11 protein-coding genes and 1 CRISPR repeat array are annotated in these 16,959 nt (G+C 70.2%); of the genes, 4 read left to right on the top strand and 7 right to left on the bottom strand.

The window, feature by feature from the left end; genetic code table 11:
* The first annotated feature begins 166 nt into the window (after positions 1-166).
* A complete protein-coding gene (locus KUM03_RS11320; protein ID WP_217246911.1) occupies positions 167-493 on the top strand; it encodes a CU044_2847 family protein in 327 nt (108 codons plus the stop codon).
* A complete protein-coding gene (locus KUM03_RS11315; RefSeq protein WP_217246910.1) occupies positions 490-4,788 on the top strand; it encodes a trypsin-like peptidase domain-containing protein in 4,299 nt (1,432 codons plus the stop codon). The genes KUM03_RS11320 and KUM03_RS11315 overlap by 4 nt, the downstream gene beginning before the upstream one ends.
* Before the next feature lie 20 nt (positions 4,789-4,808).
* Here KUM03_RS11315 and KUM03_RS11310 read toward each other — a convergent pair whose 3' ends face one another.
* The 7 genes from KUM03_RS11310 to KUM03_RS11280 all read right to left on the bottom strand — a co-directional run bounded on the left by KUM03_RS11310 (position 4,809) and on the right by KUM03_RS11280 (position 14,462).
* Positions 4,809-5,162 carry a DUF6300 family protein gene (locus tag KUM03_RS11310; protein ID WP_217246909.1) on the bottom strand — a complete coding sequence of 118 codons (354 nt, stop codon included), beginning with the start codon at positions 5,160-5,162 and terminating at the stop codon, positions 4,809-4,811.
* A complete protein-coding gene (dnaE, locus tag KUM03_RS11305) occupies positions 5,159-8,764 on the bottom strand; it encodes a DNA polymerase III subunit alpha (protein ID WP_217246908.1) in 3,606 nt (1,201 codons plus the stop codon). The genes KUM03_RS11310 and dnaE overlap by 4 nt, the downstream gene beginning before the upstream one ends.
* 352 nt (positions 8,765-9,116) lie before the next feature.
* Positions 9,117-10,242: a CRISPR direct-repeat array (repeat unit 29 nt; unit sequence GGGACCATCCCCGCGGGTGCGGGGAGCAG).
* Between the two features lie 92 nt (positions 10,243-10,334).
* Entirely contained in the window at positions 10,335-10,697 is a 363-nt protein-coding gene (gene cas2e / locus KUM03_RS11300; RefSeq protein WP_217246907.1) for a type I-E CRISPR-associated endoribonuclease Cas2e, read from the bottom strand.
* Complete coding sequence (cas1e, locus tag KUM03_RS11295) at positions 10,694-11,662, bottom strand: type I-E CRISPR-associated endonuclease Cas1e (protein WP_217246906.1); 969 nt, start codon at positions 11,660-11,662, stop codon at positions 10,694-10,696. The genes cas2e and cas1e overlap by 4 nt, the downstream gene beginning before the upstream one ends.
* Positions 11,659-12,447 carry a type I-E CRISPR-associated protein Cas6/Cse3/CasE gene (cas6e, locus tag KUM03_RS11290; protein WP_217246905.1) on the bottom strand — a complete coding sequence of 263 codons (789 nt, stop codon included), beginning with the start codon at positions 12,445-12,447 and terminating at the stop codon, positions 11,659-11,661. The genes cas1e and cas6e overlap by 4 nt, the downstream gene beginning before the upstream one ends.
* Complete coding sequence (locus KUM03_RS11285) at positions 12,447-12,719, bottom strand: hypothetical protein (RefSeq protein WP_308406300.1); 273 nt, start codon at positions 12,717-12,719, stop codon at positions 12,447-12,449. Before KUM03_RS11285 ends, cas6e begins: the two co-directional genes overlap by 1 nt.
* Positions 12,720-14,111: 1,392 nt before the next feature.
* Entirely contained in the window at positions 14,112-14,462 is a 351-nt protein-coding gene (locus tag KUM03_RS11280; protein WP_217246904.1) for a hypothetical protein, read from the bottom strand.
* 366 nt (positions 14,463-14,828) lie between these two features.
* Here KUM03_RS11280 and KUM03_RS11275 point away from each other — a divergent pair, with 366 nt between their 5' ends.
* Positions 14,829-15,170, top strand: coding sequence for a hypothetical protein (locus KUM03_RS11275; RefSeq protein ID WP_217246903.1), 342 nt, complete (start codon positions 14,829-14,831; stop codon positions 15,168-15,170).
* Entirely contained in the window at positions 15,170-16,957 is a 1,788-nt protein-coding gene (locus KUM03_RS11270; RefSeq protein WP_374225297.1) for a relaxase/mobilization nuclease domain-containing protein, read from the top strand. Before KUM03_RS11275 ends, KUM03_RS11270 begins: the two co-directional genes overlap by 1 nt.
* The last annotated feature ends 2 nt before the right edge of the window (positions 16,958-16,959 follow it).

Here is a 16,959-nt window from a genome sequence, read left to right as displayed (position 1 = left end):
ACGGCGGGCGGGGCCGTGTCCGTTCGTCTGCCGGCGTGGTCGGTCGTGCTTCCGCACCGAAGACCGGAGCCGTCGCCGGAGGCCGCAGTACCATGTCGGGCCGGGAAGAATCGCACAACTCACCGAACTCATAAGTGAACTGACGGCTCAGCAGGAAGGTTGCCGCGTGTACCTGAGTGTCCCTTTCGAGGACGGCGAGGCCTTCGTCGTCGAGCTGTCCGACGAGCAGGGTTCCGGGGTGATCCGGGCCAGTCGCGGCGACGAGCTCTTCGAGACCTCCGCCGAAACGTTCGAGTCGGGCATGGCACGGGTGCAGCGGGTGGCCGCGACCATGCTGGAGCGGCTGGCTGATCTGCCGCGCAGCCCCGACCACGTCCGTGCGGAGTTCGGACTCCGGGTGACGGCTGAGGCGGGTCTCGTCGTGGCGAAGGGCTCCGGGGAGGCACACATCAAACTCGAACTGGAGTGGGGCCGGACCGAGGGCGGTACGTGACACCGGCGGCCGAGCCGGGCATCGCGTGGGAGCGCGGAACGGCCCGGGTGCTGCACGAGGGCCGTCCGGTCGGGGTGGCGTTCCTGATCCCCGACCGGCTGCTCCTCACCTGCGCCCACGTCGTCGCCTCCACGGCCGGCCTGCCGGAGAGCGAACCGCTGCCGGAACTCCTACCGGTCACCGTCGACTTCCCCCTGCTGCCCGGGTGCCCCGAGGCCGCAGCCACCGTGCACTTCAGCGTGCCGGTGGCCGGCGACAGCAGCGGTGACGTCGCCGTCCTGCAGCTGACCGGCGAGGCCCCGCCGGGTGCCGTACCGCTGCGCATCGTGGAGGCGGACGACCTGGCCGGGCACCGCTGGCGGGCCTTCGGGTTCCCGAGGTACCCGGGACGCGGCGGCAGCAAGGACGCCGGGATCTGGACCCGCGGCACCGTAGAGGGCCGCGAGGGTACTGGCTGGTGGCAGCTGACCTGCGACGAGAGGACTCCGTTCCCGCTGGCCGGCGGCTTCAGCGGAGCGCCGGTGTGGGACGAGGAGTACGGCGGCGTCATCGGCGTCGTCGTCGCCGTCGAGGGGGACCAGCGGCGCCGGACCGGCTACGCGCTCACCGTGGAGTCCCTCACCCGGGAATGGCCCCAGCTGCGCAGAAGGCTGCTGGCGGACAGCCCGTACCGGGAACTGCTGCCGTTCACCGAGCACGACCGTGCCGTCTTCCACGGCCGCGGGAACGAAACGCAGCGACTACTCGAACTCCTGGAGCAGCAGCAGGTACCCCTCCTGCCCGTGCTCGGCCCCTCCGGCGTCGGCAAGTCCTCGCTGGTCGGCGCCGGCCTGCTCGGGAGTCTCGACCACGGCCGCTATGTGATCGCCCGTATCCCGCTGGGGCTGCGCCTGACCGCCGAGGAGCTGCTGGCCTGGGCCCTGGCCTCGGCGGGGGACGCGGACACCATGCAGTCGGACTGGCACGACCGCTGGTCGGCGCTGGCCCGGCAGCTCACCGACGAGCAGGGCATCCGTACCGCCGTGGAGCAGACGCTGGCCCGCCACGGCGGGCGAGCCCGGCTGGTGCTGGTGGCCGACCAGTTCGAAACGCTGCTCACCGACGCGCCCGACACCGCCCGCCGGCTGGACTCCATGCTGGGAGTCCTGACGGACCGCCGCACCGACGGCAGCCGGCGAGTCCAGGCCGTCGTCGTCGTCCGTATCGACTTCCTCCGGCAGATCGAGCAGCTCCCCCACCTCCGTACGGCATGGGACGCCACCTCGGTGGTGGTGCAGCCGATGATGCGGACCCAGCTGGCCGATGTGATCACCGGTCCGCTGGAGGGCCGGGCGGGAATCCGGTTCGCCGACGGCCTGGTCGAGCGGATGCTGCGGGACGCCCCGCCCGGTCCGGCGGCGCTGCCGATGCTGGAGTACGCCTTGAGCCGGCTGTGGGAGCGGCAGGAACGCGGGTGGCTGACCACCACGGCGTACCAGGAGCTCGGTGGCGTGGAAGGGGCCCTGGCCAAGGGCGCGGAGCAGACACTGTGGGCCTGGGCGGACAGGACCGAACGGCAGGCGCTGGAACGGATCTTCATCCAGCTCGTACGTCCCGGCGAGCAGCTGGACGCCGGGGAGCGCGGCCCGGACACCCGCCGGGTCGCCGCCCGCACCGAGTTCTCCGAGAGCGACTGGGCGTTGATCCACCGGCTGGCCAGCACGCGGCTGGTCGTGGTCACGCGCCGTCCGACGGGACGTGACACCGCTGAGCTCGCGCACCAGGCGCTGGTGGAGACGTGGCCGCGGCTGCGGCGCTGGGTCGAGGAGAACCGGGAGTTCCGCAGCTGGCAGGAGGGGCTGCGGCGTTCTTTGCAGACGTGGCAGGAGCAGGGCCGCCCGAAAACACTGGTCCTCGGCCGGGAACAGGTCACGGAGGCGCGGCGGTGGGTCGACGAACGTGCCACCGAAGTGCCCCTCGAGGAAGCCGAGTTCGTTGAGGTCAGTGTGCAGGTCCAGCAGCGTCGCACCCGTCGACGCCGCTTGGTCCTCGCCGGCTTCGCCATGGTGACCGTACTCGCTCTCGTCGCGGTGTCCCTGGCCACCCGCAACGCCCGCGACAGCAGTGAGCAGCGGGCCCTGGCGGCCGGCCGGAGCCTGACGGAGCAGAGTCGTCAGCAGGCCACCGCCGACCCGGCGCTGGCGGCTCGCCTCGCCCTGGCTGCTCAGCGCATCTCCCCGACTCCGCAGACCCGTGCCCGGTTGCTGGCCGCAGTGTCCTCGCCTTTGCGGGCCACGCTCACGGAGCACGCGGCCGAGGTGGCGGCGGTCGACTTCAGCCCGGACGGCAGGACTCTCCTGACCAGTGCGTACGACGGCACGGCCCGTCTGTGGGACGTGCGGGGGCGTCGGCAGGTGGCCTCACTCGACAGCCGAGGCAGCCAGGTGCTCGCCGCGGAGTTCAGCCCCGACGGCAGAACTGTCGTCACCAGCCACGACGGCTGGAAGGGACGGGTGTGGGACGTTCGCACACGCAGGCAGACCGCAGTTCTGGCTGGAGCCGGGAGCCCGGTGGTCTTCAGCCCGGACGGAGACACGATCGCCACGGGCGGCCGGCAGGGCAAGGTCCTGTTCTGGGATGCCCGCACCCACCGGAAGACCGGCGAACTCCAGGTCCACCGCGGCGACGACGGGGTCTCGCTGCACGACCTCGTCATCAGCCCGGACGGCAGGACCCTCGCCGTAAGCATCATCGGCTCCGGGGTCAGTGCGAGCGACGAATCCGAGGTGCAGCTCTGGGACCTGACGGAGGGGCGGCGCACTGCCACGCTGAAGGGTCACACGGGACAGGTCACTTCACTGGCGTTCAGCCCGGACGGCGACACGCTGGCCACGGGCGCGAGCGATGCCACGACGCGCCTGTGGGATGTGCGGGCGCGCCGCTCGACGGCCACGCTCACCGGCCCCAGCGGCACCGTGTTCGCGCTGGCCTTCAGTCCGGACGGCCGGACCCTGGCGAGCGGGGGACAGGACCGCACCGTATGGCTGTGGGACGTTCGGGAGCGGACCGCCGTGACCGTACTGAACGGCCATACGGGAGACGTTGACGCGCTCGCGTTCAGCCCGGACGGCACGATGCTGGCCAGCGGGTCAATGGATGCCTCCGTCCGGTTGTGGGACATGCGGGCCGGACGGCCGCACGCCTCCTTCGCGGGGCCGGGCGGTGCGGGAGACCCCGCGGCCTACAGTCCGGACGGAAAGGTGCTGGCGACCGGCGCCGGCGACGGAACGGTGCACCTGCACGACGTCCGCACGCGGCGCCCGCTGGGCCGACTCAGGGGACACACCGGCGAGGTGAACACGGTGCGGTTCAGCCCGGACGGCCGTTTCGTCGCCGCGAGCAGCAACGACGACTCACTGGTCCTGCTGTGGGACGCACGCACTCATCGCCGCATAGCCACCCTCGACGGTCACCGCAGACCGGTGCGGGACATCCTCTTCAGCCTCGACGGCCGAACCGTCGCCACGAGCAGCTACATCGACGGGACGACCCGTCTGTGGAGCATGCGGACCCATCGGCAACTGGCGTCCTTCACCAGCAGGAGTCCCCTGATGGCCTTCAGCCCGGACGGCACGGTCTTCGTGACCGGCGGCCGCGAGCCATCGTCCGTACAACTGTGGGACGCACGGACCCACCAGCGCCTCGGCGCCCTCGACGGACTCACCAGCATGCTCAGCGACTTGGCCTTCAGCCCGGACGGCAGCCTTCTGGCCACGGCGAGCTGGGATGGCAAACTACGGCTGTGGAACGTGCGGGACCGCAGCCTCACTGCAACGCTCGCGGCGCACACCGCCGCCGCGCAGTCGGTGGCCTTCACCCCGGACGGGAAGACGCTCGCCAGCAGCGGCCGGGACGCCGCGGCGAGGCTGTGGGACGTGAGCACCCATCGCCGTATTGCCACCCTCAGCGGCCACACGGGCATCGTCTGGTCGGTCGTCGTCAGTCCCGATGGCAAAACCGTGGCGACCACCGGCAACGACCGGACGGTCAGGCTGTGGGACCTCCGGACTCACCAGCAACTGGCCCTCCTCACCGGCCACACCGGCGTCCTGCGCTCGGCACTCTTCGCCCCGGACGGGAACACTCTCGCGACCAGCGGTGACGACGGGACCATACGGCTGTGGAACACCGACGCCTTCAACGACCTCGCCACCCTCACGGACCAGGCCTGCGCCATCGGCGGCCGGTCCCTGACCGAACAGGAATGGCACCGTTACGTCCCTGACGGAGTCGCGTACCGCCGGACATGCCCCTGACGGCGACCGCCCGGCGTCGGTCATGGCAGCTCGTCGTCGATCCGGTGAGCGCGTTCCTCACTGCGCCATCGGCCCATGTCGACTCCGCGCTGCCGTACCGCCTCGACCCAGGCGGCCACGTGGCCGCCGAAGTCGGCGACCCGCGAGAGGGGCATGTCCCCGGCGACGGCGAGGAGTGCCAACAGGCCGTCCGCCGACGTGTCACCGCTGTCGCAGGCCGGGCACAGGTCCGCTTCCCGGAAGCCGTGGACGGGCCGCCCGGCGTTGTTCGTCCATGAATGACCGAACCGGACACGGAGCAGCGCCGCGCCTCCGCAGCGGGCGCACGGCGGCACCTCGCCGACCCGGACGGCGATCTCGTCGCCGCCGGTCATGCCACACCGTGCCACGTGTCCTGACCGAAGGAGCCCTTGATGTCGGAGGCGATCGTGGCGGCGTTCACCATCGGCTGAAGGACGTAGACCGTGGTCTTCCGAGGGCCGCGTACGAAGAGACGGACGGGGCTTTCGCCGGGGTGGGCGCCCATGATCCGCTTGAGTTCCCTGACCATCGGCTCGTTGACGCGGTGGTAGGGGAAGGCCAGCTGAACCGGCGCCGCACCGCTGCGCTCGGCGGCCGTCACGTCGAGGACCTGGAGTTCCTGGCCGAAGACGCTGATGGCGCCGTCCCGGTCGTTGATGCGCCCCTGGACGGAGATCACGCTGTCCTCTACCAGCGCGCCCAGCACGAGCTGGTAGGTCGCGGGGAAGAAGAGGACCTCGATCGTGCCGTCGCGGTCGGCGAGGTTCACGATGGCCCAGGCGTTGCCCTGCTTGGTCACCTTGTTCTGGACGCTGGTGATGAGGCCGGACAGCCGCACCGTTCCCTCGGTCCGGCCGGAGGCCAGCAGGTCGGGGATGGTGGTGTCCCGGTGGGCGGCGAGGATGTGCTCGGTGCCGTCCAGGGGATGGGCGGAGACGTACATGCCGAGCATCTCGCGCTCGGTGGACAGGAGTTGCTTGCGCGGCCATTCGCCGTCGTCGATCGGCACGTCGAGGCCGAAGCCGGACCCGTCGCCGCCGTCGCCGGTGCCGCCGCCCAGCCCGGCGAACAGGTCGTCCTGGCCGTAGGCCGCCGCCTTCTTCAGCGGCACGACCGCGTCGATGGCCGTCTCGTGCACGGCGCACAGTCCCCTGCGGGTGTGACCGAGCGAGTCGAAGGCGCCGGCCTTGATGAGCGATTCGACGGCCCGCTTGTTGAGGGCCGGCAGTTCGGCCTTGTCGAGGAAGTCGGCGAAACTGGTGAACTTCCCCTTCGCCTTCCGTGCCGCGACGACCGTGTCGATGACGTTGTCGCCGACGTTGCGCACCGAGCGCAGGCCGAAGCGCACGTCGTCGCCGACGGCCGTGAACTGTGCGACGGACTCGTTGACGTCCGGCGGGAGGACGGTGACGCCGAGCTTGCGGGCGTCGGCCAGGTAGATGCCGGCCTTGTCCTTGTCGTCGCCGACGGACGTGAGTAGCGCGGCCATGTACTCGGCCGGGTAGTTGGCCTTCAGGTAGGCGGTCCAGTAGGAGACGAGACCGTAGCCGGCGGTGTGGGACTTGTTGAAGGCGTAGCCGGAGAAGGGGAGCATCACGTCCCAGATGGCCTTGACGGCCTCCTCCGAGTAGCCGTTGGCGGCCATGCCGTCGTGGAACTTCTCCCACTCGGCGGCCAGGACCTCGGGCTTCTTCTTGCCCATCGCGCGGCGCAGCATGTCGGCGCCGCCGAGGGTGTAGCCGGCCAGGGTCCGGGCGATGGCCATGATCTGCTCCTGGAAGATGAGCAGGTGGTGCGTGGAGCCCAGGATCGGGTCGAGGACTTCCTTGAGCTCGGGGTGGATCGGGTCGGGCTCCTGCTTGCCGTTCTGCCGCAGCGCGTAGTTCGTGTGCGCGTTGGCCGCCATCGGGCCGGGCCGGTACAGGGCGAGGGCGGCGGCGATGTCCTCGAAACGGGTCGGTTCCATCAGCTTGAGGAGCGCGCGCATGCCACCGCCGTCGAGCTGGAACACGCCGAAGGTGTCGCCGCGGCCGAGCAGCTCGAAGGTCTTCCTGTCGTCCAGGGGGATGACGACGGTGCCGCCGTCACCGTCCATCGGGTCGACGGTGGCGAGCTTGACGCCGCGGTTCTCGCGGATGTTCTGGATGGCGTGGTCGATGACGCCCAGGTTCCGCAGGCCCAGGAAGTCCATTTTGACCAGCCCCATGTTCTCGCAGCTGGGGTAGTCGAAGCCGGTGATCTTCACGCCGTCGGAGGCGCGCATGTGCAGCGGGATGCGGTCGGTGAGCCTGGTCTTGGACAGGATGACGGCGGCCGCGTGCACGCCGGTGCCGCGGGTCAGGCCCTCGACGCCCTTGGCGGTGTCGATGACGGTCTTCACGTCCGGCTCGTTCTCGTACATCGCCCGGATCTCGCCGGCCTCGCCGTAGCGCGGGTGCGCGGGGTCGAAGATCCCGTCCAGCGGGATCGACTTGCCCATGATGTCCGGCGGCAGCGCCTTGGTGATCCGTTCACCGTGGCTGAAGGGGTAGCCGAGGATCCGGGACGAGTCCTTGATCGCGTTCTTGGCCTTGATCTTGCCGAACGTGTTCACCATCGCGGTGTACTCGTCGCCGTACTTCTCGGTGACGTACCGGACCATCTTGTCCCGCCGGCGGTCGTCGAAGTCGAGGTCGACGTCGGGCGGGTTGATCCGCTCGGGATTGAGGAACCGCTCGAAGAGCAGACCGTGCTCCAGGGGGCACAGCTCGGTGATGCGGGTGGCGTACGCGACGATCGAGCCGGTCGCCGAACCACGGCCGGGGCCGACCGGCACGCCGTTGTCCCGGGCGTACTTGCAGATGTCCGCGACCACGAGGAAGTACGAGGAGAACCCCATCGGACCGATGACCGACATCTCGGTCTCGAAGCGCTCCAGCACCTCGACCGGGACGGGATCGCCGTACCGCATGGTGAGTCCGTTCAGGACCTCCGCGCGCAGCCAGGACTCCTGGGTCTCCCCCTCCGGCACGTCGGGGAACTGCGGCATCTCGTCGACGTTGTCGAAGACCTCGTCGTACGACCCGACGCGCTCGGCGATCAGCAGCGTGTTGTCGCAGGCCTCGGGAAGCTCCGCGAACAGCGCCCGCATCTCGGCCGCCGTCTTCAGGTAGTAGCCGCTGCCGCTGAAGCGCAACCTCTTCTCGTCGGCCTTGTTCTTGCCCACGCCGATGCACAGCAGGTTGTCGTGCGCGTCGGCCTGGCTCTCGTGGATGTAGTGCGCGTCATTGGTGGCCAGAAGCGGAATGCCCAGCTCCTTGGCCAGCCGCAGCAGCCCTTCCCGCACGTCCCGCTCGATGGGCAGGCCGTGGTCCATCAGCTCCAGGAAGTAGTTCTCCTTGCCGAAGACGTCCTGGTAGGCGGAGGCGACCTGTTTGGCCTCGTCGTACTGGTTCAGGCGGAGCCGGGTCTGGACGGCGCCGGACGGGCAACCGGTCGTCGCGACGACGCCCTCGGCGTGCTCGGAGATCAGCTCCATGTCCATACGGGGCTTGCCCGCCGGGAACTGACCCGTGTACGAGGCCTCCGTGGACATGTAGAAGAGGTTCCGCAGCCCCTGCGCCCCCGTCGCCCACATGGTCATGTGGGTGAAGCGGCCACCGCCACTGACGTCCTTCGACCCCTCGCCGTCGTCCGACACGGCCCGCTGACCGCCGGGCCCCCAGAACTCCTGCCGCCGGTTCCGGCGCGAGGAGGGGGCCACGTACGCCTCGATCCCGATAATCGGCCTGACCGAGCCGAAGCCCTTGGCCACCTGCTGGAACTCGTAGGCGCCGAACATGTTGCCGTGGTCGCTCATGGCAACGGCCGGCATGCCCTGCCGGTCCACCTCGGCGAACATCGGCTTCAGCTTCTGAGCGCCGTCGAGCATCGAGTATTCGGTGTGATTGTGCAGGTGAACAAAGCTGTCGGCCACCAGGCGAGCACCTCCGAGAGCAGTCTCGTGAAGCCGCACCTTAACCCTGAAACAAGATCATCTCGGGGTCCTCGGCTGCCGCTCCGGCCGCATCAACTGGGGGCAGTGCTGGGGGCCTTGGCCTATCGCCTGAGAGAGAAAATGTCGGCTCGGCGTGTCGCGCATGACCTGCCAGTGACGGTCGCCAGGAGGCGCGGTTACTGATCGCTTGTCGGCTGCTGGAGGTGCGAGGAGTGGGCGAAGGCCGGGTTTGTGGAGCTGAGGCTGCCGGGGCTTTCCTCTGGGGGGTGGGGGGGGTGCGGGGTGCGGCGGGGTGCGAGGCCAGCGGTGTCCCGGGTGCCTGGCTCAGTGGGGACCATGCCTGCAGGGTGCGGGGAGCAGCCCAGCTTGGCCATGCCCGCGCGCGCCCTGGCGGACCATCCCCGCGGGTGCGGGGAGCAGCTCCGTGCTTCGGTGGCGGCCGGGGTTGTAGCGGGACCATCCCCGCGGGTGCGGGGAGCAGACCTCCAAGTCCGTCTCCATCTCCACTGGCGGAGGACCATCCCTGCGGGTGCGGGGAGCAGCCGACGGCCTTGAGCGCCATCATCTGGGCGATGGGACCATCCCCGCGGGTGCGGGGAGCAGCCGCCGTAGGGCGTCCAGTGGCCGCCCTTGCCGGGACCATTCCCGCGGGTGCGGGGAGCAGGATTATGGCCGCACGGCGAATGTGGGGGAGCTGGGACCATCCCCGCGGGTGCGGGGAGCAGTGCAGCCGCCAGCTGTACGGGAACTTGCCGCCGGGACCATCCCCGCGGGTGCGGGGAGCAGAGCCTCCTCAAGATGGCTGTCATGGCTGCTCCGGGACCATCCCCGCGGGTGCGGGGAGCAGGGTCACGACCACCAGGACACTGCAGGCGACGGGGGACCATCCCCGCGGGTGCGAGGAGCAGCATCTCGGTACCGCCTCTCAGAACTTGAAGGGGGGACCATCCCCGCGGGTGCGGGGAGCAGCCCCCCAAGCCCCTGCCCGAGTCGCAGGAACAGGGACCATCCCCGCGGGTGCGGGGAGCAGTACAAGCACGCGTCGCAGGGCCGGAGCATCGAGGGACCATCCCCGCGGGTGCGGGGAGCAGATGCGCGAGCGCTGGGATGAGTCCTCACGCAGGGGACCATCCCCGCGGGTGCGGGGAGCAGGCCCATGGACTTTTGTACCTCGTCCCAGATGAGGGACCATCCCCGCGGGTGCGGGGAGCAGTGGGAGTCCGTGGCGAACTTCTCCACGTACAGGGGACCATCCCCGCGGGTGCGGGGAGCAGAACCAGGTCGCGCGCGGCGACCGCTACCGGCGGGGACCATCCCCGCGGGTGCGGGGAGCAGGGCGTCGGCTCGACCTCGACCGGGTCGACGTCGGGACCATCCCCGCGGGTGCGGGGAGCAGGCAGATTCGGCAAGCGGCCGGAAGGGCGCGCGGGGACCATCCCCGCGGGTGCGGGGAGCAGACTGGGTGACCTGCGACTTCACTGGCGTTGGGGGCCGTTTCTGAGTACTTTCGCCGACTCCGGCAAATAGGGCATAGGGGGCTCGCTTTGCATCAGCCTCTGCCGAAGCGTCGGCGTTTGGAGGCTCTGCTCCAGCCGGATGGCGGACCGTTCCGGGGAGTTGGGTCGGCGGTGGGTGCGTTCGGGGCTGGGCGGTGGATCAGGGTGATGCCTTCGTGGTCGGTCGGGTGCCAGGCGTGGTCGTGGGTGCGGAAGGTGAAGCCCTGCTCGTTGTTCGTGGTGTGGGCCAGCAGGGCGCGGCCTTGGTCTGCGTACTGGCGGACCTCTTCCCAGAGGGCGTCGCGAACCCGGGCGGAGGGGTTGCCCACGAACACGCCGGCGGAGATCTCCAATAACCAGCGAGTGAGGAAGCCGCGTAGGCCGGCCGGGCAGTTGGTCAGGACGATGACGGTCACCAGAGCTCGTCTCCGTAGTCCTCTGAACCGTCGTAGTTGACGCCTGAGGCGACCTGGTGACCGCGGTCGCTCTGAAGGGTGACTACGTCCCGGTCGTCGCCGAGGGGGATGGAGCCGGCCGGGTCCGGGAGCAGGAGGCGTTTGATGTCGTCTACGCATCGGTTCAGCAGGGACGTTTCGTTGATGCGGTCCCGTAGGGCGCGACGGGTGCGCGGGCCGGTGTCCTCTTCGTCCTGTGCGGCCACGTCGAAGGCGAGCGGGATGCCGATCTCCGTCTTGTAGAGGTCGGCGACGTCCAGGACGAAGGACAGTTCGTGTCCGGAGTGGATGAAACCGAGGGCCGGGCTGCAGCCCAGGGAAGTGACGACGGCGTGGGCGATGCCGTACATGCACTGGGCGGCTGCGGTGATGGCCTGGTTGACGGCGTCGCCGCTGGTGAAGTCGCCGGGAGTGTAGCGGCGGCCGCGCCAGGGGACGCCGGTGCGGGCGGCCTGGGCCCGGTAGCAGTCCTTGACGCGCTTTCCCTCGCGGCCGAGGAGTTCGTGCCGGGTGAGGCCGGCGGGGTCCTCGTCCGGGAAGCGCAGCCGGTACATCGCTCGCGCCACGGCGAGGCGGCTGCGTTGACTGGCCCATTGCCGGGCCTGGGCCTCCATGAGGGCGGAGGAGCGGCTGAGGGCGCGGCCGGACGCGTAGTAGCGCACGCCGTGTTCGCCGACCCAGCAGACCGCCGCACCGGTCTCACCGAGCACGCTCATGGCCTGGTGGGTGACGCGGGTGCCGGGGCCGAGGAGGAGGGTGCCGATGGTCGCCGAGGGGATGTGGGTGGTGCCCTCCGCGTCCTGAGCCGTGATGGCGTTGGCGTCGCGATGGACCGTGCAGCGTTCCAGGTAGACAAAGGAGAGGCGTTCGCCGGTGCGGGTGAGCTGCCTGGGAGTGAGCGCCGGGCGGCGGGAGACAGTGCTCATGACCGTGTGTGGGTGGGTTGGGCGACGGGTGCCAGGGTGAGGAGGCCGCAGCCGTAGGCGCGGGCCCGGCCGATGCCTTGGGTGAGGGTGCGGCGCAGCGCCGCGGGGTCGGTGACTTCCAGCCGCCCTTCGAAGGTGGCGGTGACGACGGTGACCGGCTTGTCCCGGCGGCCGCCGGAGCCGCGGGACTTGTCGAAGGCGAGGGACCGTGTGTCCTGTACGGCCAGCTCGTAGCGGTCGCCGGGGTGGGGCTGTTTGTGGTGGGTCGTGCCGTCGGGCAGCAGCCGCCGGTCGGCCGGTTTCTCGCAGACGCGGAAACCGAGACGCTTCTGGCGTTCCTCGTCGAGCAGCCAGCGCATCTGGTGGACGGGAGTGAGGTGGGCGGTGAGCTTGCGGGGTTCGCCCTCCTTGCGGCGGACCGTGTGCACGGGGTTCGCGGTCAGCCGGAACGCCCAGCGGTCGCCGACGGCCAGGCGGTCGAGCAGTGGGGCGTAGGGCCGGGTCTGCCAGCCGGGGTTCTCGGGGCCGGCGACGGCGGGCCATCCGGCCTGCTCGACCAGGTGCGTCAGGTCGGGACGGTCGGGGCTGACGACGTACAGCAGCACCTCTGCGCGGGCTCGCTGGTCCAGGCGCCACAGCACACGCGGTGCGTCGGGCTGCGGGCTGTCGGAGGGCAGGATGTGGGGGAAGGAGGACATGACGGCCGCGTGCATGGCCTGGGGTGAGGACAGCAGGCGGCGAGCGCCGGGCCGCGCGGTGTTGACGCGGAAGCGGGAGAGGAACATCAGGCGCTCTCATTCTCCAGAACGTCGAGGGCTGCGAACGGGTCGTGTGCGCTGTGCGGGCTGCCGTCACCGGTGGGAAGCGGAGTGGGCACGGTGGTGGTGACGACGGTGCGCAGCGCGTGCCGGCGGTGGGCGGCGGCGAAGCTGACCGGCTGGTCGCGCAGGACGTCGGCCGACTCGGCGGATTCGGTGGCGGTGGTCTCGCGCAGCACGGTCAGGCTCTGCGGGGGCCGGTGGCGTCTGCGGTACCAGGCGGAGGCCTGCCACGGCACGCAGCAGTCCCTCACTCCGGTGCGCTCAGAGGCATGTCGTTGGCCAAGGGGCAGCGTGACCAGGGCCGACGGAGCGACTTCGGGTAAGCAACGCAACATGTGCCTCCCTTGCCCTAGAGTATCCGGGCCAACAAGAGAACAGTCTAAGGGGAGTTGAGTCTTGAGCAGCTGGGTCCGTTGGGTCCTCGTCATCGGTGCAGTCATAGTCATCTTCTGGTTAGGTCTCCTGATGGGCCGCTGGCTCCCGTTAGGGGGCCCTGAAGACGACGCCGCCAGGTGGGGAATCGCCACAGGGTTGGCAAGTGCGATCTCGGCAGTGGCTGGTCTGCCGCTGGGCCGCTGGGCAGAGAGGAGTCATTACCTGTCGAAAGAGCTCTGAGACCGGCTCTACGCACCACGGCAAGCCATCCGTGTGCATTGCACAACAGCCTGAACCTGATGGCATACGAGTCCTCGTGTCGTACGATCACTGCTCCCCACCCATGTGGGGATGGCCCCAGCCTGAGGGGCGTAGTTCACTGCTCCCCGCACCCGCGGGGATGGTCCCAAGAAGGGCGTCGCGATGGGGTCCTGGGGTCCCTGCTCCCCGCACCCGTGGGGATGGTCCCTGGCTCTACGTCACGGACAAGACGACCGGCGTCTGCTCCCCGTACCCGCCGGGGATGATCCCGCTCGAGCGGTCCCGGACACGTACCCGGATCAGCGTCCTGTACGACGCCGTGCACGTCTGCATCCCGTGGGAGCGGCGCAAGATCACGGCGACTAACCGACGCGCTGCGCTCACCCGACCCAGCAAGGCTTGCTGCCGCTTCCGTGCCTGCTCTTCCGGCATAGCGGTCCCTGTTGATGATGCGAGTGCCGGTCTCGGTGGAGCGGCATCCCGCCGGGGTTTACATGGCGGGCCGAATGCCGTCCGACGGCATCGCTGTTGTGCTCGTGGACAGGCCGACGGGGAGGGGAGGGAGGTCGGCTGGGTCCCGGGTGCCGTCTGCTCGCCTGCCCGGTGGCGGGGCGTCGTACTGCCGCCGTCGCAGATGCGTGAGCGTGAGCAGATCGCGCCGCCCGGTCGTGGCGGAGGGGGAGCAGCTGCTGCCGCGATGGGGCTCGGGCCGTCGAGCTGGTCAGCCCTGTCCGCACCGTCGTGGCTGAGGGTCCGGCCGCGCCGCCGGAAAGGGCTGGGAGAACAACCGAAGGCATCCCTGAATCAAATCGGCTTCGCAGCTTCCAAAGTCGGGACCAGAGTCTCCTGCGCACCTCGTTCGCCCCCGGAAGACAACTCCGCCTACCGGCTGAAGACCACACGCCGACCGACAGGAGGTAGGACAAGAGACCGCCCGAAAGGGGCCGCGCATCGCGGCGCCCTTCGCGGGCTGGGTCGGGGGAGCGGTCCGGTCAGGAGGAGGCAGTGCTTCCTGCCGACGTCGAGGCCGTGGCTGCCCCCTCCTGTGCTGGGATCGTCCCCGTCGATGAGGGGGCTTCGGCAGCAGTCCCGGACGACTGGCCGTTGCCCTTCCTCGCCGATGACCGCGACCGCTTCGAGCGGCCCCGCGGTCGCTTCGCCGGCTCTTCCGCGCCGAGTTTCGTCAGCTCCTCCTGCGTCCAGCCCGCCGCTTCGGCGTCGGCGTATGCCTTGCCGTACGGTTCGTCGAGTGCGGCGAGCTGCTCCAGGAGGCTGCTCCGCTTGGCCAGGACGTCGACCAGCGGGCCCGCGGCCGCTTCCCGGCGTTCCTGGAGCGTCCTCATCTTCCGCAAGATTTCCTCAGCGCTTGGCATTCGGTGATCGTAGCGTCGGCGCTCTCCTGCGGTTCTCTGAATAGCGGTCTATTACGGCTGACGAAAGCTTGTTTGAGTGCATGTCACGAACACGCGTGGATTTTTGAGGCGACAGTAAACGCTGTGAGCGAGTTAGTGCTTACTGGGCCCAGTGAGCGGAGATCGATGGTCGTTCTGCACTAGGGTTGGCGGCCATGATCTCGGGCCCGAGGACGGACCGGAGGCGGAGGGAAGCAGCAGTTCGTGGACGAGTCAGCAGCGTCGGGGAGCGCACCGCGAGGACGTGTGCGACGTCGGGCGCGGGAGGCCGGAGGAGTCCGTTCGAAGCGCATCAAGGTGAATTACAACGACGCTGAACTGACGATTGTCCGTGAGGCCGCGGAGCGGGACAGTCAAGCGGTCGCTTCGTGGGTCGGTGGCGCGGCTCTGGCGGTGGCTGCTGAGAAGGTCGTGCCGGTATCCGGAGACACCAAGGAAGTCCTCCAGGAGCTGATTCAGTCCCGTAGACAGCTGCGACGTGTTGACGAAAGCCTCAACCAAGTCGCACACCTTTTGAATTCCGGCGGCGGCGTCACCGACGAGCGGATCAAGGCAGTCCTGGCGCACGCGCAGGCGGCGGTGCGGCGGGTGGACGAAGCAACCCTCGCACTGATGCGTGAACGGCGGTCGCGGTCGTGATGCCGAAGAAGGCGCGAGAGGGGAACGACACCTCGGGCCTGCTGCACTACCTGTACGGACCGGGCAAGCGGGACGAGCACGTCGACCCCCGCATGGTGGCGGCGTGGGACCCCTTCATCGAGGACCCGGCCCGCTCGCCGGGCATGACGCTTTCCGACCTCGCTCTGCTCCTGGACGCTCCGGTGCACGCGCTCCTCGGCAGGAAGCCGACCAAGCACGTCTACCACGTCGCCGTGCGCAACCCGCCCGAGGACCGCGAGCTCTCCGACCAGGAATGGGCACGTGTGGCACGCGAGCTGATGGCGGCCGCCGGCATCGATCCGCACGGCGACGGACAAGGCTGCCGGTGGCTGGCAGTGCGCCACGCCACCGATCACATCCACATCGTGGCCACGGCAGCACGGCAGGACGGACGGCAGCCCAACCTGCGCCAGGACATCGTCAGGATGCACGACGTCGCGCGCCGCTTCGAGGCGGAGTTCGGGCTACGTCGCCTCACGCACGGCGACAAGACCCCACGGAAGTGGTCGAAGACCGGAGAGGCGGAGAAGGCCACCCGGCGCGGCTTGCCGGAAACGGCCCGGGAGACGCTGCAGCGGGCCGTGCGGGAAGCGGCCGCGGCTGCAGCCGACGACAGCGACTTCTTCGCCCGGATCGGCGCGGCCGGAGTACGCGTGCAGCAGCGGATCGCCCAGGACGGGAGCGTCACCGGGTACTCGGTGGCGCTGCCCGGGGACCGGGACGGGCGTCAGGAGCCGGTGTGGTTCTCCGGCTCCCGCCTGGCCCCGGACCTCTCACTTCCCCGGGCGCGTGAGCGGTGGGCCCTGCCTGTTGCGGGCGGAGCGCTCACGCCGGCGGAGGCGTGGCGTGTGGCTGAGGGGAAGGTGCGGCAGGCAGGCGCCCACCTGGGCGCCGGAGGACTGCAGCAGGGAGCCGGGGACGTCGCCGCACTCGGTGACTTGGTCGTGGTCGTCGCGCAGGTCTCGCCACGCGAGGTGCGGGAGCTGATTCGCGATGCGGCGCGGGAGTTCGAGCGCGCCTCCCGGGCGTCGGCGGCGCGCACTTTGGAAGGGCAGGCGCGCGAGCTGTACCGCGATTCGGCGTCGACGCTGTCGAGGTCGATCGCCGGTGCGGGGCGCAGCGACACCAGAGCCGTGCTCGGCCTGCTGGCCGCCCTGGTGATGGCCGTGGACGCCTCCCGCAGATGGCACGAAGCGCAAGAGTTCCGGGTCCAGGCGCACGCTGCCGGACGAGCCGGAAGACTTCTGCGCGAGGCCGTCGAGGTGACCGCCGGCGCGGCTGCGGCGCGCCGCAGCAGGCCGCGGCAGGAAAGGGCACCTGTGAGCCCTCGGGCAGGGCAGCGTGTGGCGACCATGCCAGGCGTTCGGTCGATGGCGGAGATTGTCCAGGAGGCTGTCCCCTCCCATGCCCGGACCATCCTGGCGGACCCGGCGTGGCCCGCGCTGCGGGCGCGCCTCGGAGAGGTCGGGCGCGCGGGGGAGGACCCGGTGGAGGTCCTGTCGGCGGTCGCGGCGCAACGGGAACTGTCCTCGGCGCAGAGCGTGGCGGAGGTGCTCGCATGGCGCCTGGACGGGTGGCGGAAGCATCGCGGCCCGGGCGCGGCAGCCGCCGACGGTCCGCCGTCCACGCCTACGACTGGGACCGCCGCGACCGCGCCCGCGACCGGGGCGGACCGCGCCGGTCCCTTGCGCAAGACGGGGGCGCCCGCGCCGACTCGGCACACACCCGCAGACGGGCACGGCCAGGGTCCGAAGCGGACCCGCTGAGA

The sequence above is a fragment of the Streptomyces sp. AC602_WCS936 genome (genome assembly GCF_019049125.1).
In the GTDB taxonomy this organism is placed as follows: Bacteria; Actinomycetota; Actinomycetes; order Streptomycetales; family Streptomycetaceae; genus Streptomyces.
Note: the sequence above shows the minus strand (reverse complement) of the source record. Positions and strands in the feature narration are given on the sequence as shown.